Origin of the sequence: Beutenbergia cavernae DSM 12333 (assembly GCF_000023105.1) — a bacterium.
Lineage (GTDB): Bacteria > Actinomycetota > Actinomycetes > Actinomycetales > Beutenbergiaceae > Beutenbergia > Beutenbergia cavernae.
Map to the genome: position 1 here is coordinate 1,683,039 of NC_012669.1, position 19,767 is coordinate 1,702,805.

Here is a 19,767-nt window from a genome sequence, read left to right on the forward strand (position 1 = left end):
CGGTGAGGAGAGCGACGCATGGGTGACGCGGGCGTGCCGGCCGCCGACGCCGCCGCGGGGCGGCGGGCGTCGACGCTCAAGGACGTCGCCCGGCTCGCCGGTGTCTCCGTGGGAACGGCGTCACGCGCGCTCAACGACCGGGCCGAGGTGAGCGCGGCGACGAAGCAGAAGGTGCGCTCGGCGGCCGAGCGGCTGTCGTTCTACCCCAACGCGCTCGCGACGGGGCTGCTCCGCGGCCGGACCAAGTCGATCGGGCTGCTGACCGGCGACGTCAACGGCCGGTTCTCGATCCCGATCCTCATGGGCCTGGAGGATGCGTTCGGGGTCGGCGAGATGTCGGTGCTGATGTGCGAGGGTCGGGGCGACCCCGAGCGCGAGGCGGCGCACGTGCGGACGCTGCTCGCGCACCGGGTCGACGGGCTCATCGTGGTGGGCGCGATCCCGGATGCGCGGCCGTCGATCGGACAGCACCTGCCGGTGCCCGTCGTGTACGCGTTGTCGCCGTCGACGGATCCGCGGGACACGTCGGTGATCAGCGATGACGCGCACGGCGGCCGGCTCGCGGCGGAGCACGTCGTCGCGGCCGGACGACGGCGGATCGCGTACGTGACGGGGAACCCGAGCGATCGCGTGGTCCACGATCGGATCCGCGGTTCGCGCGAGGTCCTGCTCGAGCACGGGCTGGACTTCGTGGCCGGCACGCCGGTGTTCGGCGACTGGGCGGAGCGATGGGGGCGCGAGGTGGCGCGCCGGCTCCTGCCGTCGATGGGCGAGATCGACGCCGTCATCTGCGGCAACGACACGCTCGCCCGCGGCGTGCAGGACGTGTTGCGAGCCGAGGGGATCCGGGTGCCGGAGGACGTGTCGGTGGTGGGGTTCGACAACTGGGAGATCGTCGCGGCGAACGCCGACCCGGCGATCACCTCGGTGGACATGAACCTGGTGGAGATCGGTCGGCGGAGTGCCCACGCGCTCGATCGCGCGGGAGGGGCCACGGGGAGTGGGGTCGAGCTGGTGCCGTGCCGGCTGGAGGTGCGGGCGTCGAGCCTGGCCTGAGCCTGGAGTACGCGAGGGCGAGCTTGTCGGCCGGCAACGGGTTGCGTGGGCGGTTGGTGTGCGCTCGCTAGGGTGCGGACCGTGAGCGACTTCGACGACCTCGTCGCGGCGGTCCGCGCGTTCTCCGAGGCCCGCGACTGGGAGCAGTTCCACACGCCCAAGAACCTGGCGATGGCGATCGCGGGGGAGGCGGGCGAGCTCGCGGCGGAGCTGCAGTGGGTGGACGGCGAGGCGAGCCGTTCGCTCGTTCAGCGGACGCTGCGCTTCACGACCGCGTGGCGTTCGAGATGGCGGACGTGCTGATCTACCTGGCGCGGCTGTCCGACGTCGCGGGGGTCGATCTGCTCGCCGTGGCGCACGAGAAGCTGCGGCGCAACGAGGAGAGGTTCCCGCCCGAGGCGCGGCCCTCGCGCGGCTGAGGCGTTACGCCGACATTCTTTCTACCGAGCCCGGCCGATCCTCCGCTCAGGTCCACCAGAGCCGCAGGTACGCCCGCTCCGGGCGGACGTCGCACTGCATGGCGACCTCGGTGGGCGGCCTCTCCGCGCCGAGGAGGTAGGCCTGCAGACGGTGGTCGCTGGTCTCGAGGAGGGTTCGGTCGACGGTCATCGGCTCTGAGACGTTGACGACCGTGTCCTTCGACAATCCGGACGCTGAGGCGGCCACGACGCTGAGGCGGCCACGACGACGTGGCCGGGGTGACGGGCAAGGTCAGTGTTCGAGGAGAGCGGGAGAACCACCGCCGTCGAGAGCAGCGACTGGTTGTAGCGGTCGGACTGGATGATCACCGCCGGCCGCCGGAGTGCGGGCGCACTACCTCCGAGCGCGTCATGCCGTGCTTGCGAGCTGCGCGGTCGATGCGCTCGAACGTGCTGCCGGGAAGGGAGATCGCGGCCTTCATCGCCCGAGTATGACTCTTCCTACCCTCCGCGCGTCGTTCGCCCAGGCGTCGCCGCGGGGGGAAGCGAGTGTTCTCCGGGAACGTGGTCGTTTTGATCGTTTCGCGGTGAGCCGACGGCGCGGTTCGGCTTGGTGGGTTGGTGTCCTGGCTCAGCCGGTGGGGTCGGGGACGAGGTGTGCGGGTGCGTCGCGGACGCCGACCTGCACCGAGGCCAACAGGTCGTAATCGAAGCTGCCAGCCTCGCCGCCGCCGACGAGCTCCCATTCGATCCCCCAGTACGAGACCGCGGTGACGGTGTACGCGCCGCCGGGCTCGTCGGTGGAGGTGTGCTCGTAGTAGTGGCCGCACACCGGCTCATCCCAGCCCATGTCCTCAGTCCAGGCTTGGCCGAGCAGGGCGTCTCCTTCGCACGTGACGACGGTGCCGTCGCCCATGTCCCACTCGATGCGCTCGAGGGTGGCGGTGGCGGTCACGGTGAGCCCGGAGTCGGAGGCGGTCTCTGTACTCGGGCCGGTCGTGGCCTCGCCCGGATTCTCCACGTACAGGTGCGTGGGTGCGTTGATGAGGATGCTGGGCGGTTCCACGGTTGGTGCTGGGCTCATCCCGATGGCGATCGGCTGGAGCTGCATCTGGACGACAGCCCGGCGCGCCAGCTCCTCCGCCGACGGCGCCGTGCCCGGTGCTCCCGGCACCCAGTACTTACTGATCCATGGGTCGCAACCGCCCAGGGCGTCGCACTCCATGTGATCGGGCTCGGGGCCGAATGGCGTGCATTGCGCGATATAGCCGTCTGTGCGCCCCTCCCACAGTGGGTCCTCAAACGGCGGCTGTGGCTCGACAGGCTTCTCGTAGCACGTGCCCTTCCAGCGGCCCTGCTCGGTAACGCACTCGATTTCGTCAGGTACGCCGTCCTTGTCGGTATCCCAATAGCAAACCCATTCGCCGTTTTCGCCAGGGTCCCCTGGATTTCCCGCCGAGCCATCGTCGCGGCAATCCATGGTTTTGGTTATCTCGTTGATATAGCAGATCTGTCGCGCCTCGGCGGCAGGCACGTTTCCGAGCGCGCTCCAGCCGATCCCGAAGACGAGGGCCGATACAAGGAGGAGAGCCACGCGGTGAGGTGTCAGCACGATCGATCCGGATGGGACTCCAGGGTGTTCAAGGTCCACCCGCTGCCCTCGCCCTGGCGCTGGAGCAGAACCGAAACGATGAAGCGCGGGTCATCCCCCACTTGAGGGACCACATCTCCGCTCGCCTCAAGCAGGGTCACGTCACTGGTGTCACTGCAGTACTCGAAATGAATCTGCTCATGGCCCGCACCGGTCGGGTCCTCGACGTAGTCGGTAACCAAGATCTGAGAAACGGAACTCGAGCCCTCAGTGTGCCGTCCCTGTTCGATCATCGACAGATAGGTACTCGTGTACCTCTCGGCCAGGTCGGGCGTTCCCCACCAACGAGAAAGGTCCTGCCAGCCTTCACCGCCAGCGTTCATTACTTCGTTGCTCAGGCGCACATACTCCGTGAGTGCCGCCTTCGCCTGCTCGATATTCGCCTCACGGGGGTCCAGGGTCGGGGAGGGTGACGGGCTCGGGCTTGGCGTCGTGGTCTCGGTTACATCTGCGGTCGACGTCGGCTCCTCGCCGCCGCCGCCGTTGCAGGCAACCAGCCCAACAGCAACAAGCGCCGCAACTCCGGCCATCACCGCGGCTCGCGCCGCGCCTACCCCGATCCGCACGTTCGCCTCCCTCGTGTGGCTGCGAGCAACGTAACCCAACGACGGACCGCCGTGGCAGGGAATGGCTCTCCACTGTGGATAACTCTGGTCGGATCACTGGGGCGTTCGCGGCGCTAGACGCTGGACGGTCCCGCGGCCACCTCCGAGGGCGCTGCCCCTCGCCGTCGTCATCCGTAGGTGCACGCGTGTCGGCGGCTGTGGCGGGCCGCACGGTGCGGACATCCTGCACTCGGTACGTCGAAGCCGCTCCTGCCCTCGGTGAGCCGCGGCTAGCATCGGACCGGCCGAGGCGGGGGAGGACGTACTCATGAAGCGGGGCGGACGGACGACGGCGTTGCTCGCGATCGTCGGGCTCGCTCTTACCGGATGCGCTTCCGACAGCGGTGCGCAGGAGCCCACGACCCCCGCGTCGCAAGGCATCGACGCTGAGCAGTCGACGGCGGCGCCCCAGCCCACCGATGCCGAGCCTGTCGAGCCCGAGATCCCTGTCGCGCCGCCCGCTCAACCGGTGCCGGAGTTCTGCCTCGAGTTGACTCTGGAGATCGGCGCGGTGCTTCACGGCGAAGACCTCACCACGTGCATCCTCACCGCGCAGGCGACCGCGGAGACCGGGAGGATGGTGACTTCCGACGGCGGCGATGACGTCTGGTCCACGTTCGACTTCGACATGGTTCCGGAGCTGACCGCATACTCGCCCGAGAGCCAGGCAGGCTTCGCGTACGTGCTGACCCCGGAAGGCGACTGGATCAACGTCCGTGGCACCGGATGGACCCAGACGACCGGCGACCCCACTTGGGCAGGCTTGACCGACACAGCGCGGATCATGTCCCACCGGATCTATCTGACCTGGATGGAGGACACCGACTGGGAGGTCAGGACCTACGCCGAAGTCCCGACCGACGGTGACCCGTTCGTCACGGCGGGGTGGCGGCTGGCTCCCGAGGGTGGCACAGGCCCTGTGAACGAGGTCTGGCTGGACTCGTCATTCCTCCCGATTTACGTCCACGAGCCGGGCAGGGTACGCCTGCGGACCGTCTTCCAGGACTGGGGCGGCCCTGTCGAGTTCCCGGCGGTCAGTTGAGGCGCGCGCCCCGACAGCAAGCACATCCCGGCATTCGCGGTCAGACCGGCTCGGTGCGTTGTCAGGGCGGGGGAGCGCTAACAGGCTGAGGCGCCCCCGTGCGTGCGGATCACGACGCAGTCGGCATCCGGGCTGTCCAGGTCCCGCCGCACCGTGGCCGCAGCGCCGGTCGAGCAGTTCGGTCGATGACCGACCGAACTGCGCTAGCATGCCTCCGGCCACAGTCGTCCCGGAAGGAATGCCCCGTGTACTTCATGCGCCTCGGTCCCCACGGAGCCGAGATCCCCGTCGTCGTCTCCGACGGCGTCACCTACCGCCTCGATGACGTGACGGACGACCTCGACGGCGCCTTCTTCGCCTCCGACGGACTCGCCCGCACCGGCGACGCCCTCGCCCGGCAGGCACTCCGCGTCCTGACCGAGTCCGGCCTGCGGATCGGGGCACCCATCGCACGCCCCCAGGCCGTGCTGTGCATCGGCCAGAACTACGCGGCGCACGCCCGGGAGTCCGGCGCGGAGCCACCCACCGTCCCGATCCTGTTCCACAAGCACCCCGCAACTGTCGTGGGACCGGATGACGACGTCGTCGTCCCCCGGGGCGCCACGAAGGTCGACTGGGAGGCAGAGCTTGGCATCGTGATCGGAGCGCGGGCGCGATACCTGGCCTCGCCCGACGAGGCGCGGCACCACATCGCCGGCTACGTCGTCAGCAACGACGTCTCAGAGCGGGCGTTCCAGCTCGAGCAGTCGGGTGGCCAGTGGTCCAAGGGCAAGAACGCGGAGACGTTCAATCCACTTGGACCCTGGCTCGTCCCGGCCGACGAGGTGGACCCGCAGAGCTTGCGCATCTGGTCGCGGGTGAATGACGAGCCGCGGCAGGACTCGACGACGGCCGACATGATCTTCGGCGTCGCCGAGATCGTGCACCACCTCTCTCAGTACATGGTTCTCGAGCCCGGAGACCTCATCAACACCGGTACCCCGGAGGGAGTCGCACTGTCCGGCCGCTTCCCGTACCTCGGGGCAGGCGACACGATGGAGATCGGTATCGAGTCGCTCGGGCAGCAGCGTCAGCGGCTCGTCGCGGCCAGCGTCTGAGCCTGAGAACCCCGCCAACCGGCAACGTCGCCCACCCCTCTGGAGTCCCCGCACATGGCTTCGCCCTCCTTCCTCCCCGCCGGATCCATCACGCCGCACGGCTGGATCGCAGCCCAGGCACGACAGAACCTCGACGGCTTCCTCGGCGCGATGCCGGGGATCTGCGTCGAGGTCGGGTCCGAGGTCTTCTCTCACGGCCGGCTGGGGCGGGGGAGCGCAGCCGAGAACGTCGCGGCCGTGCCGTGGTGGAACGGGGAGAGCGAGGGGAACTGGCTCTGGGGGTGGAGTGCTCACGTCCGCCTGGTGGGGACGGACGCCGAACGCGCCGAGGCCGACCGCCGGATGCGGGACGTCGTCAGCGCCGGTGCCGACGACGGCTACCTCGGGATGTTCGATTCCGAGCTGCGCGAGACCGGCGCCATCCCCGGCGACTGCTGGACCCAGAGCCGCGTCCTCGGAGCCCTCGCTGACTGGGCGGCGGCCACCGGTGACGCCGGGCTGCAGGACGCCTGGCAGCGCGCCGTGACGGAGCTGGCGGACCGGCTCCCGGACCAGCTGGGCGGCGTCTTCGGCGAGCCGGTGGCGGAGTCCCTCGTGCGCGGCCACGACCTCCAGATCGTGGACGTCCTCGCGGCGGCCGCGCGGCGTGGTGACGAGAGGCTGGCCCGCCTCGCGGACGCCGTCTACCGCCACTTCGACGACGCCGAGCTGAGTTGGATCGAGGACGACGCCCAGCTGGACCAGCTCCGCGAGGAGCCGGACTTCCGCGGCCACGGGCCGCACGTCGTCGAGAATCTCCGGATCCCGCTCCGGGTGGCCGAGCTCGTGGGGGAGACGGATCCGGAGCGGGCCGCCGACCTCCGGGCGGCCGCAGCAGCGGGTTGGGCGAAGCTCGGCCGCGCGCTCGGCGTCACGGGAGCGATCCGGAGCGACGAGGCGGTCGGCGTCCCGCACGAGCCGGCGCGTCCGGTGCCGGAGGCAGGGCAGGAGTACTGCGCGATCACCGAGCTGGCGCTGACGGCGCTGCACTTCGCTCGGATCGCGGACGCGGAGGGCGCACTCGACCTCGTGGAGCGCCTGTGGCTGAACGCCGCGCAGGCCGGCCGGGCGAAGGATGCGGGCGGGGCGGCGTACTTCACCGCGGAGAACCAGGTCGCGGCGACGGCGTCCATGGGCCCGCGGTGGGACCTCTCGCCCACCCACGACGACGCCGCTGTCTGCTGCGTTCCGAACGCGGGGCGGATCCTGCCGATCGTCGTGGATGCGAGCGTGGTGGCCGACGACGCCGGTGCGCAGGTCTGGTTGTACGGTCCGGTCGAAGCTCGGGTGCCGTGGCGCGGCGTGGAGATCCGCATCCGGCAGGAGACGGCGTACCCGTTCGAGGACCAGGTCCGAGTGCAGGTCACCGGAGCGCCCGAGGGATTCGCGCTGCGTCTGCGGCGACCCTCGTGGCTGCCGGAGCTGCCCATGGAGGCGTTCGCCGGCGCGACGGTCACGGTCGACGACGACGGCGTCACCGTCGCCGGCCGGTGGCCCGAGAACGCCGAGCTGACGCTCGACCTCGCCGCCCCGGTGCGCGCCGAGCGATCGGTCGACGGACGGACGGCGCTCGCTCGAGGGCCGCTGGTGTTCGCCGTCGACGTCCCCGCGGACGTCCGGTCCACCCGGCAGTACCCGGGATCCGACCTGGCGGATCGCGACGTCGTCCCCCGGGATCCCGCCCGCGTCCTCGCTCCGTATCTGCTGCCGGACTCCGTCGCGAGCACGCAGGTGTCGGTGCTCGAGGTCACCGCCGACCCCTGGGCCGAACCACCCGTGCGGCTCCAGACCGTCGCCGTGGATCCGAACCCGCGCGCGGAGTCGCTCGGCGGCAGCGGCCGGCGAACGATCGATCTCGTCCCCATCGGGTCGACCACTCTCCGCCACACGTGCCTGCCGAGCCTGCCGCGCTAGCGGGGGCTGCGGTTCGGGTCTGCGGACAGCGCGCGCAGCCTGTCGTTGCGGATCGCTGAGGCGACCCGCTACGGTTTTACCGGGAAGCGAACGAACTGGATCAACCGACGTCGAAGGAGACTCTCGTTGAGGCACGCGTTCCGCAAGGTGACCCCTGTCCTCGTCAGCGCGGCGGGGCTCGCGCTGCTCGTGCCGACCGCCGTCGCGGCGCCTGCCGAGTCCGCCCCGGCCGCCTCGGGCCACGGCCACGCTCGCCCGCCCGTGACCGAACCGTGGCGCTCGCCGATCGACGGCGAGCAGTTCTACTTCGCCATGACCGACCGGTTCGCCGACGGCGACCCCAGCAACAACCTCGGCGGCTACGCGCCGGAGGAGTCCGGGTACGACCCGACGAACCCGAACTTCTACCACGGTGGTGACCTGGCGGGCCTCGAGGCGGGACTCGACTACATCGCCGGGCTCGGCACGGATGCGATCTGGGTGACGCCGCCGATGACGAACAAGCCGATGATGGTGTTCTGGGGCTTCTATGAGCTCGCGGCCTATCACGGCTACTGGACGCTCGACCTCACGACCATCGACCCGCACCTCGGCGGGGACGAGGCCATGCGGTCGTTCATCGCCGCAGCGCACGACCGCGGTATCAAGGTGTACTTCGACATCGAGATCAACACGACCGCCGACATCATTCAGTACGCCGACGGTGACGCGACCTATGTGCCGATCGCCGAGCGGCCGTGGCGGGACGCCGACGGAAACCCGATCGACATCGCCGAGCTGGCAGGGGAGGAGTTCCCGGAGCTGGATCCGGCCGTCTCCTTCCCCCACGAACCGGTGATCCCGGCGGGCCAGGAGGACGCGAAGACGCCAGCGTGGCTCAACGACCCCACGCTCTACCACAACCGCGGTGACTCGACCTTTACCGGCGAGTCCGTGACGTACGGCGACTTCCTCGGCCTCGACGACCTGATGACCGAGCACCCGCGCGTCGTCGAGGGAATGATCGACGTCTACACGGACTGGATCGACTTCGGCGCCGACGGCTTCCGCATCGACACGGCCAAGCACGTGAACTTCGAGTTCTGGCAGGAATGGTCAGCGGCGATCATGGATCACGGCCACAGCGTGGGGCGCGAGGACTTCTACATGTTCGGTGAGGTGCTGGAGTTCGAGCAGCAGGTGCTCGCCCCGTACGTCCGCGACACCGACATCGGCGGGATCCTGGACTTCCCGTTCGCCGGCAGCGTCATCGACTTCACGCGCGGCGGTGCGCCGTCCGAGCTCGGCGAGTTCTTCGGCGAGGACGACCGCTATCTCACGCCGGCATCCTCTGCGGCCGGTCTGCAGACCTTCGTCTCCAACCACGACATCGGACGTATCGGGCAGCAGCTCGCGGGGACTGACCACGCCGCCGACCGCACCCGGCTCGCGCAGGACATCCTCATGCTCAGCCGCGGCAACCCGATCGTGTACTACGGCGACGAGCAGGGCTTCACGGGTGGCGGGACCGACGACGCCGGAAACCCGTTGGCCGCCGACGTCGCCGGGCGGCAGGACATGTTCGGCACCCAGGTCTCCGGGTATCGCAGCCAGCTGCTCGTCGACGGGACGCTGATGGGTGACGGCGCGCACGTCGACACCGACGTCCCGCTGTACGAGCGCATCAGCGAGCTTGCGGACCTGCGCTCCGAGTACCCGGCGCTCGCCACAGGGGCGCAGGTCGAGCTTCCCGTCACGCAGGACGAGAGCGGGATCGCGTTCGCCCGGATCGATCGCGACGAAGAACGCGAGTACGTGGTGCTGTTCAACAACAGCACGACGAGTCAGACGCTCGAGGTGGATGCCTTCACCCAGCGGAGCCGGTTCCGGTATCTGCTCGGGGACGGGCGCGCGCCGCGTTCCGACGCCGACGGCGTGCTGCAGGTGAGCGTCCCGGCGCTGGGCACCGTCGTGCTTCGCGCGGACCGGCCCCTGCGAGCACCGGCACGGCCTGAGGCCGTGACGCTGGACGCCGTCGCCGCGGACGAGCAGTACGTGCAGGTGAGCGCGCAGGTCGACCAGGACCACTGGTACGAGACGTCGTTCTCGTGGCGGGAGGGGTGCACGGGCGAGTGGCAGCCGCTCGGTACTCACGACCGCAACCACCCTCGCGTGTTCCACGACGTCCGGGCCCTGGCCGCGGGCACCACGGTGGAGTACGCGGCGGTCACGACCGACGTGCGAGGCCGCCACTCGGAGGCGCGGACCGAGCTCGTGATCCCGGGAGGGGACGCCTCGGCCACCGGCTCCTGTCGGTGACGCCCGCGAGGGCACCCGGGGTGCTCGTCCAGGAGCAGCTCGTCCGAATCTCCGACGGCACGCTGCTCGCGACGGACGTGTTCCGGGCCGCGGACGAGCGCCCGCGGCCGGTGCTGCTCGTGCAGACGCCGTACGGGCGCGCAGGCCTCCGCCAAGGGCTGGATCCGGTGTCGCTCGTGCGCAGCGGGTGGGCGGTCGTCCTGCAGGACATCCGGGGTCGGTGGGACTCGGGCGGCAGCTACCGGCCGTGGCATCACGACGCCGCCGACGGCGCCGACGTGATCGCGTGGTGCCGCGACCAGCCCTGGTCCGACGGGTCGGTGGTCATGCAGGGAGCCTCCTACGACGGCATCACGGCATGGCTCGCGGCGAGCACGCTGCCGCCCGGGCTGGCCGCGATCTCGCCGGTCGTGTCCTCCGCCGACGTCTACGACCCGATGATCACGTCGGGCGGCACGCTCAACCTGGGCTTCCTCGCGAACTGGGGTCTGGGCCACGTGACGGTCGGGGACCCGGGCACGAGCGCGGAGGTGGCCGGCCGCGCGGCCGACCTGCTGGCGAGCTGGGAGCGAACCGTCGAGCGCGCCGACGTCGTCGAGCAGATCGCGGCGTGCTTTCCGCCGGCCCAGGAGTGGTTCGGGATCTGGCGTGGAGACGAACGACGCACCTGGGTCGAGCCGCTGGAGGGCACGCCGCTGCAGCGCGACGGGCTGCCCGCGTTCCACCTGACCGGCTGGTTCGACACGTTCGTCGAAGGCGCCCTCCGCGCCTACTCCGTGCTGCGCGCGACCCCGGCGGGCGGCGCCCAGCGCCTCGTCGTCGGGCCCTGGGCGCACGCCTCCGTCTTCGCCACCTCGTGCGGTGACCTCGAGTTCGGACCGCGAGCCAGCGGATGGGACCGATTCCCGGGCGAACAGCAGGAATTCCTGCGACGGGCGGCCGCCGGGCAGGACACCGGCGGCGGCGCCACGATCTGGGTCATCGGTGCACAGGACTGGGCGGAGCTCGACCACTGGCCCCCGCCCACGAGCGCCACGTCCCTGTACGCCGACCTCGCCGGCCGGCGCACCGCCCAGTGGCGCCGCGAGCCCGTCGACAGCGCCGGGCGGCTGGAGTGGGAGCACGACCCGGCGCGTCCCGTCCCCACGACCGGCGGGCGGATCCTGCATCCCGATCCGCCACACGGCCCCGGGCCCCGCGACAGGGGCACGCTCCACGCGCGGGACGACGTCGCCGTCGTCACCTCGCCGGCCCTCGACGCCGATCTGCTCATCATGGGCGAACCGGAGCTCGACCTGACGCTCACGAGCTCGACGGCGCTCACGGACCTCCACGTCCAGCTCGTGCAGCGCACCCCGGACGGCCGGGCCGTCGGGCTCGTCGGACGCGCGCACCGGCTCGCGCTGACACCGCACGAACCGACGCGCGTCCGGGTCGGCCTCGGCACCATCGCCGCCCTGATCCCCGCCGGTCACGAGATCGCCGTCGAGCTCGCGTCCAGCAACTTCCCCGCGCACGACGTCTTGCCGGAAGCGGGCTCCAGGCGGGTGGACGTCGCCGCCGGGCGACAGCTGCGCCTGACCCTGCCGCTGTGGGACGGCAGGGCAGGCCGCGCCGCGCCGGCTACCCCTTGACGGCTCCGGCGGTCAGGCCGGAGACGATGTAGCGCTGCAGGAACAGGAACAGGATCACGATCGGCGTGGCGGCGATGACCGAGCCGATCGCGAAGACCCCCCAGTTCGAGTTGTTCGTCTCCGACACGAACTGGAACAGCCCGACGGCGATCGTCCACTTCTCCTGCGACTGGAGGATCACCTTCGGCAGCACGAAGTCCGAGACGGTCCCGATGATCGACAGCAGGCCGACGACGACGAGGATCGGCGCCGTCAACCGGAGGATCAGCGCCCAGAAGATCTGGGCGTGCGTCGCGCCGTCGATCTTCGCCGCCTCGTCGATCTCGCGGGGCACGGTGTTGAAGAACCCGTACATGAGGAACGTGTTCACGCCGAGCGCACCGCCCAGGTAGACCATGACGAGGCCCAGGTGGCTGTTCAGCCCCAGGATCGGCACCACCTTGCCGAGCGCCGTGAGCAGCAGGAACAGGGCCACGAACGCGAGGATCTGGGGAAACATCTGGATGATGAGCAGCGAGATGAGCGTTCCTCGGCGGCCCCGGAACCGGAACCGGGAGAACGCGTAGGCCGCCGCGGCGCCGAGGAGAACCGTGCCGATGGCCGTCACGACGGCGATTCCGATGGTGTTCCGGACCCAGGTCCAGAACATCGTGGAGTTGAGGTCCGCGAGATTGTTCAGCGACACGCTCTCGAAGAGGCGGTTGCTCCCGACAAGCGTGCCGGAGTCGCGGAACGCCGCGGAGACGATGACGACGATCGGGAAGATCGCGTACAGACACACGAGCACGGCGAACACGTGGCGCCAGCCCACGTCACGGAACCGGTGCATCGGCGACGGCGTCGCGGCGGGGCGGGACAGCGCAGTCATCAGGCGATCTCCTCGAGCTGGCGAGTCCGGCGGAAGGTGAGTAGCGAGATCACTCCGACGAAGATGAAGATGAGGATCGACATGGCGCTGGCCAGGGCGTACTCACGGGCGCCGGTGCCAGACAGTCCCGAGATCTGATACACCATCGAGATGAGGATGTCCGTCTGGCCGATGGGCAGGCCGGACCCCGGGAAGGGCGGACCTCCCCGCGTCAGCATGTAGATCAGCGAGAAGTTGTTGAAGTTGAAGGCGAACCCGGCGATCAGCAGCGGCGCCACTGCCACGAGCAGGAGCGGCAGCGTGATGCGATACCAGACCTGGGTTCCCGAGGCGCCGTCGATCCTGGCGGCCTCCGTGAGCTCGTCCGGGATCGCCTGGAGCGCGCCGGTGCAGATCAGGAACATGTACGGGAAGCCGAGCCAGAGGTTGACGCCGATGAGCGCGACCTTGGCGAGCAGGGGATCGGTGAGCCACGGGATCTCCGCCCCGCCGAGGAACACCTGGTTGATGAATCCGTACTTCGTGTTGAGCATCCCGGCCCAGAGCAGCGCCGACATGAAACCCGGGAACGCATACGGAAGGATCATCACGGAGCGGTAGTAGCGCTGCCCGCGCAACCGGGGGCTGTTCATCACCACGGCCACGACGAGCCCGAACAGGAACGAGAGCACGACCGAGCTCAGCGCGAAGACGACCGACCACACGAAGACCTGAAGGACCACCGGAGCGAGCCGCGCGTCGGTGAACGGCTTCGCGAAGTTGTCCCACCCGATCACGGTGACCCAGCCGGTCTGGAGCGTCTCGCCGTCGTCGTCGGCGAAGTTGCCCCGCCCGTTGTCGTGGTAGACGACGCCGGTGGTCGTGTCCGTGAGCGTGTCGGTGGCCGCGTCGTAGACCATCGTCGACTGGTACAGGTACGCCGTCCGGCCGTCAGGGGTGCGCAACGACCCGTCCTCGACGTCGTCGCTCACCGGCACGCGAAGCTCGGTGACCTCGGTCTGACGCTCCAGCAGGTCGGCGAAGCCGAGTACCTGCCATCCGGGGACGGCGGTGATCGTCGTGCCGTCGACACTCGCCTCGGGAACCTCTTCGAGAGGCTCGGTGGCGGTGCCGACCTGGACCTCGTCGTCGACGACGACGGCCAGGCCGAGCTCGTCGTCGTCGAGGACGACGACGGTCGGCAACGCCTCGGACCCCTCGACCCGGCGCTCGTGCTGGGCGAGCGCGGCGTCGATGGCGCCCTGCTTGTCGGTGTAGTGCCCGTCGCCGTAGTTCGTGAACGCGATGTACCCGTTGTAGGCGATCCCGAAGACGTTGTAGGCCAGGAGGAGCAGGATCCCGGGCAGGAGGTACTTGAGCGCGCGGGAACGATTCGTGAAGTACGCGTAGTTGAGGGCGGCGAGCGCCGCCGTGAGCGCTCCCGCGATGATCCAGCTCTCCTGCATCACCGCGGAGACGAGGCAGAACAGGAGCGCCGCGTCCAGGAGCGCCATCAGGGCGATCTTGACGAACCACCCGGGCCGCAGGACGTCACCGGCGGAGCGCCCGCGGCGCCGGGCGGGGGAGAGGCCCCCGTCCGGCGGCAGCGAGCCGCTGGCGTCCTTGGAGTCGAGGACGTTGACCACGACTCAGCTCTCGTCGATCGCCTGTTGGATGTTGTCCGCCATCGTCTGCCACGTCGCGCGCGGGTCTGCCCCGTTCATGATGTCGACCTGCGCCCGACCCCAGGGGACCCAGACCAGGCCCATCTCGGGGATCGAGGGCATCGGCACGCCGTCCGCGCCAGCGGCGGCGAACCCGGCGTTGAGCGGGTCGTCGGTCACCTCGGGCGACTCCGCCGCCTCGGTGAGCGCCGGCGTCCCGGGGCCGTAGCGGAAGAGCTCGAGCTGACCCTCGACCGAGCCGACGTAGCTGGTGAGGAACTCGTTCGCGAGGAGCTGGTTCTCGCTCTCGGCGGAGACGACGAAGCCCTGCACGCCCACGAACGGTCGCGACGGCTCACCGCCGGCCGACGGCACGGGGAGGACGTCGACGTCGAGCCCCGCCTCCCGGATGTCGGCACCCTGCCACGGCCCGCTGAGGAAGTACGGCGCGCGGCCGTCGAGGAAGGCCTGCTTGGCGATGTCGTCGGTCATCGCCGGGTCGAAGGCGCCGGTTCCGCCGGGGCCCTGCGTGCCGAGCCACTCCGCGAACGCGAAGCCCTCCTCGTTCCCGAGCGTGAGCTCGGGCAGGTAGTTGCCCTGGTCGTCGCGCGCGAAGATCTCCGACCCGAACGACGTCTCGACGGGGTACATGTTGTAGGGGTTGCCGGCCTCGGTGACGGCTGTGACCATGCCGAACTCGGCGCCGACGGCGTCCGTCGAGGCGAGCATCTCGTCCCACGTCTCCGGGGCGTCGGTCGTGAGCGCGTTGTTCCGGATGAGGCCGATGTTCTCGAGCGCGTACGGGACTCCGTACGCCTGGCCGTCCACGGAGAAGGCCTCCACGGCGACGGGGTTGAGCGCGTCGGCGAGCGCACCGAGTTCGACCGGCGCGATGAGGCCGGCCTTGACGAAGTTCCCGATCGCGTCGTGCGGCGTGACGATGATGTCCGGGCCCTCGCCCGTGGGCACCTGGGTGGTGAAGTCGTTGCCGATGTCCGAGAAGTTCTTCTGGACGAGCTCGACGTCGACGCCGGGGTAGTCGGCCTCGAACGTGGCGATGATCGCCTCGACGGCGGGGAACTTCGTCCCGTCGGTCCAGATCTCGAGCGAGCCGGTCAGGTCGCTCGGCGCCTCCGACTCCTCGGCGCTCGGCGTGGGGCTCTCGTCGTCCTCGGCCCCCGATGCCCCGCCCGAGCAGGCGGTGAGAGCGAGCGCCGCGGACGCCGCGAGGGCTGTCGCGAGGGTCAGACGTTGCTTCATGGTGTCTCCTCCTTGAGAAACGGGTAGGCCCCGCGGGCGTGCGGGGTCTATCGAGCGGTCAGGCCCCCGTCGAGCACGATGTCCGTGCCGGTGATGAAGCGTGCGGCGTCCGACGCGAGGTAGACCGCGGCTGCTGCGATCTCCGCCGGCTCGCCGAGGCGTCCCATCGGCTGCCGGGCGACGAGCTGGCTGCGCAGCTCTTCCGGATCGGGATGCCCGTCCAGCAGCCTGCCCACCCAGGGCGAGTCGACGGTGCCCGGGTTGAGCCAGTTGCAGCGCACGCCGGTGCCCGCGTACTGCGAGGCGACCTGGCGGCTGAACGCGATGACCGCGCCCTTGCTGGCGCTGTACGACGCCCGGTCCGTCACGCCCACGAGAGCGGCGGCCGACGCGGTGTTGATGATGACGCCGTCCTTGCGGGGCAGCATGTGGCGCAGGGCGTGCTTCGTGCCGAGGAAGACGCCGCGGGCGTTCACGGCCATGACGGCGTCCCACTCCTCGACGGTGCAGTCCAGCACCGACGTGGTGGACCCGATGCCGGCGTTGTTGCAGACCACGTCGAGCCGCCCGCTCCCCGCGACGACCCCGTCGAACAGGGCGCCGACCCTGTTCTCGTCGCGCACGTCGAGGACGTGGGGAGTGACGCCGTCGAGCGCCTCGTTCGGCTCGTGCACGTCGCACAGGTGCACGTCGTCGCCGAGGGCCGCGAACGCGCGACACATCTCCAGCCCGATGCCGGACGCGCCTCCGGTGACGATGACGGTGCGGCTCACGATGCGGTCTCCTCGGTTCTCGATGGCCAGGGGTGCTGCAGCTCAGTGGACTCGGTGGCCTCCAGCTCGAGCACCCTGTTCCACTTCGCGGTGCGCTCGGAGCGTTGCGTGGACCCGACCTTGAGCTGGCCGGCGGACCAGCCGACGGCGAGGTCGGCCACCCACGAGTCCTCGGTCTCGCCCGAGCGGGCGGAGACGACTGTGCGATAGCCGGCGGCTCGGGCGGCGCGCAGCACGTCGCCGGCGCGGCTGACGAGCCCGTTCTGGTTGACCTTCACGAGGATCGACGTGGCGCAGCCCTCGGCGATGCCGCGCTGCAGCCGGTCGGACTGGGTGACGAACAGGTCGTCGCCCACGAGGTCGATCCGGCCGCCGAGCTCGCGGGTGGCGAGTGCCCAGCCGTCCCAGTCGTCCTCGGCGAGCGGGTCCTCGATCGACCGGATGGGGTAGCGGGCCACCCACTCGGCGTACAGCTCGACCATCTCCTCGGCGCTGAGGGCGCGGTCCTCCGCCGCCAGGGCGTAGCGCCCGTCGCTGGCGAACTCGGTGGCGGCGGCGTCGATCGCGATCGTCACGTCGGTGCCGAGCCCGAGCCCGGCGGCGTCGACCGCCTCCGCGACCAGCTGGAGCGCTGCCTCGTTCGTGCCGAGCCGCAGACCGAGGCCGCCCTCGTCGGCCACGAGCGCCGCCTCCGCGAACCCTCGGCCGCTCGCCACGGCGGCGGCAGCGGCGCGCACGCGCGCGGCCCACTCGACGGCCTCGGCGAACGTCGAGGCGCCTTCGGGGATCACGAGGACGTCCTGGATGTCGATGGCACCGGCGGCATGCGCGCCCCCGGACACGATGTTCACCATCGGCATGGGCAGCGGCAGCGGGCCCTCGGGATGCAGCATCCGGGCGAGCGGCTCGTCCCGGGAGGCCGCTGCGGCGAGCAGGGCGGCCAGGGAGACGGCGAGCGTGGCGTTGGCGCCCACCTCCTGCTGCCCGTGGCGGGCGTAGGCGTCGGCGAGGGCCCGGTCGACGGCGGCTGTCTCGTCCGCCGGCAGGCCGACGACGGCGGGAGCCAGGTGGTCTCGCAGACCCGCCACGGCGGTGCGGACGCCGAAGCCGCCGTAACGCGTCCCGCCGTCGCGCAGCTCGGGCGCCTCGTGGCTGCCGGTGGAGGCACCGGAGGGCACCCGCGCGACCGCACGGGCGCCGTCGGCCAGGTCGACGCGGCACGCCACGGTGGGCCGGCCGCGCGAGTCCAGCGCCTCCCACGCCGTCACGGTCCGGATGCTCATGTCAGTCACGACGTCACCGCCTTCTCCTGGAACGTGCGGACGAGCTCGGCGAGAGTGGCCGGCGGGTGGACGACGGCGTCGCTCGCGGTCTCGCGGACGAGGTCGCGTTGGTCACGGGTCAGGTAGTCCACCTGCGAGACGCCGGCGACGCGCGCGAGCATCAGCGCGGCGACGTGCGCCGTCAGGTGGTGCTGAGGGAACGGCGCCTGGGTTCCGGCGTAGGCGCTCCACAGCCGCTCGACCGTGCTGCTCAGGAACGAGCGGTCCGGGTCGAGGCTCTTGAGCGTCAGGTGCGCCAGCACGAACGCGACGTCGAAGACGGGGTCGGACAGCACCGCGCACTCCGCGTCGACCAGCCACCAGCCGTCCGACGGCGCCCGCCCCACGAGCACGTTCTTCGGTGAGAGGTCGCCGTGCACGAGGCACTCCTGGCTCCTCGCCAGCTGAGCGGCGAGCTCCCGCAGACCGGCCGCCACGGAGCCTCCGACGTCGTCGGCGACGCGGTGGTAGAACGGCTCGAGGCGCAGGTCGGTGAAGTCCTGCTTCGGGGCGAACCGCTCCCTCGCCCCGAGCTCGGGCGCTGCCCAGCTGGCGGCGCGGGTGGCGTCGTGCCAGCCGCGCACCGTGGCGCCCAGCTCGGCGGCGAGGAGGTCGGCGTCGGACGGGTCCTGCCCGGCGAGGAGCCGCTCCTTCCACGTCCGCCAGTCGGCGGGCGCGCTGGCCATGACGAGGAGGAGCTGCTCGGGGTCGCAGTCGAGCACCTCGGGCACGCGTGCGGGGTTCAGCGCGTGCAGGGTCGTCAGCGCGGCCGCCTCGGTGAGGAGGCGACGCGGGTCGGACTCCCACGGAGCCGGCACGGCCAGGCGTGCGAGCGCCTGCTTCACGACGGCGCTGCCCGCGGGACCGTCCACGCGGACGACAGTGCCGGACACGCCGCCGGCGAGGACGGTGCGCTCGAGGGGTGAGCCCAGGTCGATGCCGCGACGCTCGAGGTGGCGGGCCAGGTCCTCGGACGACCACTCGGCGAGAGGCGTGGACGGGGTCACGACGGCACCTTCGAGTCCGGGACCACGACGATCTTGATCTGATCGCTGCCGCCGCGCGCCAGCACATCCATGCCGTCGGCGACGGTGCGCGAGAGCGGGATGACGGACGTGACGAGCGGCGCGGCCGTGACGGCGCCGCTGGAGAGCAGGCGGATCGCCTCCGGGAAGTCCTCGTCCCACACGTGCGAGACGCTGGCCGTGATCGTGCGCTCGTCGAGCACGAGTCGCAGCATGTTCACGGGGATCGGCGCGTCGTGGACGCCGACGAGCACGGCTGTCCCGCCGCGGCGCACGAGGCCCAGTGCTGTCTCGGCGGCGGCGGTGGACCCGGCGCACTCGAGCGCCCAGTCGGGTCCGCCCGCGGGATACCGGTCCGCGAGCAGGTGCACCTCGTCGACGTCGAGCGCGGCGTCCGCGCCGAGCGTCAGGGCGAGCGCTCGGCGGCCGGGCTGTGGGTCGATGGCGACGACGTCCCGCGCTCCCATGGCCTTGGCCGCCTGCACCGCCAGGAGGCCGAGCGTCCCGGCGCCGACGACGGCGATCGAGCCGTCGGCGATGCGGGCGCGCCGCCGCAGGGCACGCACGACCACGGAGAGGGGTTCGACGAGGGTGGCCTCGGCCGCCGGGAGACCGGCCGGCAGCGGCACGCACATGTAGCCCGGCGCCGCCAGGTAGTCGGCGAGACCGCCGTCGCCCATCTGCCCCAGGGAACCGAGCATCCGGCACAGCGGGAACTCGCGGCGCAGGCACCAGAAGCATTCGCCGCAGAAGCGGTTGCCCTCGACGGCGACGAGCGTGCCGACCGGCGGCGCGTCCGGGTCGTTGCTGCGCACGATCCGGCCGACGGTCTCGTGCCCCAGCGTCACGGGCACCTGGGCACCGGTGAGCGGATGTGGTTCGACGGGGGAGACGATCGGGCCGTGGAGGTACTCCTCCAGGTCCGTGCCGCAGATGCCGCACGCCTCGACCTCGACGAGCACCCAGCCGGTCTCGAGGTCTCCCGGCACGGCGACCGAGTCCACCCGGACGTCTCCGCGGGCCCACCAGCGCACGGCCGTCATCACCTCGGGCAGGGGTGTGTCGGTCCGTGTCGCTGTCGCGGTGCTGAGATCGCCCATGATCCTCCGTACGTTCGGCCG

The 19,767-nt window shown here is 70.9% G+C and carries 21 protein-coding genes; 8 read left to right on the forward strand and 13 right to left on the reverse strand.

All coding sequences use genetic code 11. From position 1 onward, the window contains the following. Positions 1 to 18: 18 nt before the first annotated feature. From BCAV_RS07420 to BCAV_RS23530, 3 genes are all read left to right on the forward strand, one after another. Positions 19 to 1,056 (forward strand): LacI family DNA-binding transcriptional regulator, encoded by a 1,038-nt coding sequence (locus tag BCAV_RS07420; RefSeq protein WP_015881972.1) that lies wholly within the window; start codon positions 19 to 21, stop codon positions 1,054 to 1,056. 81 nt (positions 1,057 to 1,137) lie between these two features. Next, complete coding sequence (locus BCAV_RS07425) at positions 1,138 to 1,359, forward strand: nucleoside triphosphate pyrophosphohydrolase family protein (RefSeq protein WP_222836676.1); 222 nt, start codon at positions 1,138 to 1,140, stop codon at positions 1,357 to 1,359. Beyond that, positions 1,353 to 1,475: a hypothetical protein gene (locus BCAV_RS23530; RefSeq protein ID WP_280956289.1), complete on the forward strand. Its 123-nt coding sequence runs from the start codon at positions 1,353 to 1,355 to the stop codon at positions 1,473 to 1,475. Before BCAV_RS07425 ends, BCAV_RS23530 begins: the two co-directional genes overlap by 7 nt. 46 nt (positions 1,476 to 1,521) lie before the next feature. Here the strand turns inward: BCAV_RS23530 and BCAV_RS23380 are convergent, their stop codons facing one another. The 5 genes from BCAV_RS23380 to BCAV_RS07435 all read right to left on the reverse strand — a co-directional run bounded on the left by BCAV_RS23380 (position 1,522) and on the right by BCAV_RS07435 (position 3,692). Beyond that, on the reverse strand, positions 1,522 to 1,665 hold the full coding sequence (locus BCAV_RS23380; protein WP_245528973.1) for a hypothetical protein: 144 nt from the start codon (positions 1,663 to 1,665) through the stop codon (positions 1,522 to 1,524). Beyond that, positions 1,662 to 1,844, reverse strand: coding sequence for a type II toxin-antitoxin system PemK/MazF family toxin (locus BCAV_RS23385; RefSeq protein WP_245528975.1), 183 nt, complete (start codon positions 1,842 to 1,844; stop codon positions 1,662 to 1,664). The genes BCAV_RS23380 and BCAV_RS23385 overlap by 4 nt, the downstream gene beginning before the upstream one ends. After that, on the reverse strand, positions 1,841 to 1,957 hold the full coding sequence (locus tag BCAV_RS22715) for a ribbon-helix-helix protein, CopG family (protein ID WP_187292859.1): 117 nt from the start codon (positions 1,955 to 1,957) through the stop codon (positions 1,841 to 1,843). The genes BCAV_RS23385 and BCAV_RS22715 overlap by 4 nt, the downstream gene beginning before the upstream one ends. A gap of 149 nt (positions 1,958 to 2,106) precedes the next feature. Continuing rightward, complete coding sequence (locus BCAV_RS21570; RefSeq protein ID WP_015881973.1) at positions 2,107 to 3,087, reverse strand: hypothetical protein; 981 nt, start codon at positions 3,085 to 3,087, stop codon at positions 2,107 to 2,109. Then, positions 3,081 to 3,692, reverse strand: a complete 612-nt coding sequence (locus BCAV_RS07435) for a hypothetical protein (RefSeq protein ID WP_043346779.1) — start codon at positions 3,690 to 3,692, stop codon at positions 3,081 to 3,083. Before BCAV_RS07435 ends, BCAV_RS21570 begins: the two co-directional genes overlap by 7 nt. A gap of 307 nt (positions 3,693 to 3,999) precedes the next feature. Between BCAV_RS07435 and BCAV_RS07440 the strand changes: the two genes are divergently transcribed. Further along, positions 4,000 to 4,773 carry a hypothetical protein gene (locus tag BCAV_RS07440; protein WP_015881974.1) on the forward strand — a complete coding sequence of 258 codons (774 nt, stop codon included), beginning with the start codon at positions 4,000 to 4,002 and terminating at the stop codon, positions 4,771 to 4,773. 77 nt (positions 4,774 to 4,850) lie between these two features. Here BCAV_RS07440 and BCAV_RS23610 read toward each other — a convergent pair whose 3' ends face one another. Next, positions 4,851 to 4,925, reverse strand: coding sequence for a DeoR family transcriptional regulator (locus BCAV_RS23610; protein ID WP_083770150.1), 75 nt, complete (start codon positions 4,923 to 4,925; stop codon positions 4,851 to 4,853). A gap of 93 nt (positions 4,926 to 5,018) precedes the next feature. Here BCAV_RS23610 and BCAV_RS07445 point away from each other — a divergent pair, with 93 nt between their 5' ends. The 4 genes from BCAV_RS07445 to BCAV_RS07460 all read left to right on the forward strand — a co-directional run bounded on the left by BCAV_RS07445 (position 5,019) and on the right by BCAV_RS07460 (position 11,755). After that, positions 5,019 to 5,870 carry a fumarylacetoacetate hydrolase family protein gene (locus tag BCAV_RS07445; RefSeq protein ID WP_015881975.1) on the forward strand — a complete coding sequence of 284 codons (852 nt, stop codon included), beginning with the start codon at positions 5,019 to 5,021 and terminating at the stop codon, positions 5,868 to 5,870. 54 nt (positions 5,871 to 5,924) lie between these two features. Beyond that, positions 5,925 to 7,823 (forward strand): beta-L-arabinofuranosidase domain-containing protein, encoded by a 1,899-nt coding sequence (locus tag BCAV_RS07450; protein ID WP_015881976.1) that lies wholly within the window; start codon positions 5,925 to 5,927, stop codon positions 7,821 to 7,823. Positions 7,824 to 7,949: 126 nt separating this feature from the next. Beyond that, positions 7,950 to 10,121, forward strand: a complete 2,172-nt coding sequence (locus BCAV_RS07455; protein ID WP_015881977.1) for an alpha-amylase family glycosyl hydrolase — start codon at positions 7,950 to 7,952, stop codon at positions 10,119 to 10,121. Continuing rightward, positions 10,118 to 11,755 carry a CocE/NonD family hydrolase gene (locus BCAV_RS07460; RefSeq protein WP_187292860.1) on the forward strand — a complete coding sequence of 546 codons (1,638 nt, stop codon included), beginning with the start codon at positions 10,118 to 10,120 and terminating at the stop codon, positions 11,753 to 11,755. Before BCAV_RS07455 ends, BCAV_RS07460 begins: the two co-directional genes overlap by 4 nt. Here the strand turns inward: BCAV_RS07460 and BCAV_RS07465 are convergent. From BCAV_RS07465 to BCAV_RS22720, 7 genes are read right to left on the reverse strand one after another with little or no spacing between them, the layout of a single operon-like run. Further along, positions 11,745 to 12,623 carry a sugar ABC transporter permease gene (locus BCAV_RS07465; protein WP_015881979.1) on the reverse strand — a complete coding sequence of 293 codons (879 nt, stop codon included), beginning with the start codon at positions 12,621 to 12,623 and terminating at the stop codon, positions 11,745 to 11,747. The two genes, BCAV_RS07460 and BCAV_RS07465, sit on opposite strands and share 11 nt — an antisense overlap. Further along, positions 12,623 to 14,248 (reverse strand): ABC transporter permease subunit, encoded by a 1,626-nt coding sequence (locus BCAV_RS07470; protein WP_015881980.1) that lies wholly within the window; start codon positions 14,246 to 14,248, stop codon positions 12,623 to 12,625. Before BCAV_RS07470 ends, BCAV_RS07465 begins: the two co-directional genes overlap by 1 nt. A 3-nt stretch (positions 14,249 to 14,251) precedes the next feature. Then, positions 14,252 to 15,526 carry a sugar ABC transporter substrate-binding protein gene (locus tag BCAV_RS07475; protein WP_015881981.1) on the reverse strand — a complete coding sequence of 425 codons (1,275 nt, stop codon included), beginning with the start codon at positions 15,524 to 15,526 and terminating at the stop codon, positions 14,252 to 14,254. 47 nt (positions 15,527 to 15,573) lie between these two features. Then, positions 15,574 to 16,299: an SDR family NAD(P)-dependent oxidoreductase gene (locus tag BCAV_RS07480; protein WP_015881982.1), complete on the reverse strand. Its 726-nt coding sequence runs from the start codon at positions 16,297 to 16,299 to the stop codon at positions 15,574 to 15,576. Continuing rightward, positions 16,296 to 17,582, reverse strand: coding sequence for a phosphopyruvate hydratase (eno, locus tag BCAV_RS07485; protein WP_043346785.1), 1,287 nt, complete (start codon positions 17,580 to 17,582; stop codon positions 16,296 to 16,298). The genes BCAV_RS07480 and eno overlap by 4 nt, the downstream gene beginning before the upstream one ends. Positions 17,583 to 17,587: 5 nt before the next feature. After that, a complete protein-coding gene (locus BCAV_RS07490) occupies positions 17,588 to 18,628 on the reverse strand; it encodes a phosphotransferase family protein (protein WP_015881984.1) in 1,041 nt (346 codons plus the stop codon). Beyond that, a complete protein-coding gene (locus BCAV_RS22720; protein WP_015881985.1) occupies positions 18,625 to 19,746 on the reverse strand; it encodes a 2,3-butanediol dehydrogenase in 1,122 nt (373 codons plus the stop codon). Before BCAV_RS22720 ends, BCAV_RS07490 begins: the two co-directional genes overlap by 4 nt. Positions 19,747 to 19,767: the final 21 nt, after the last annotated feature.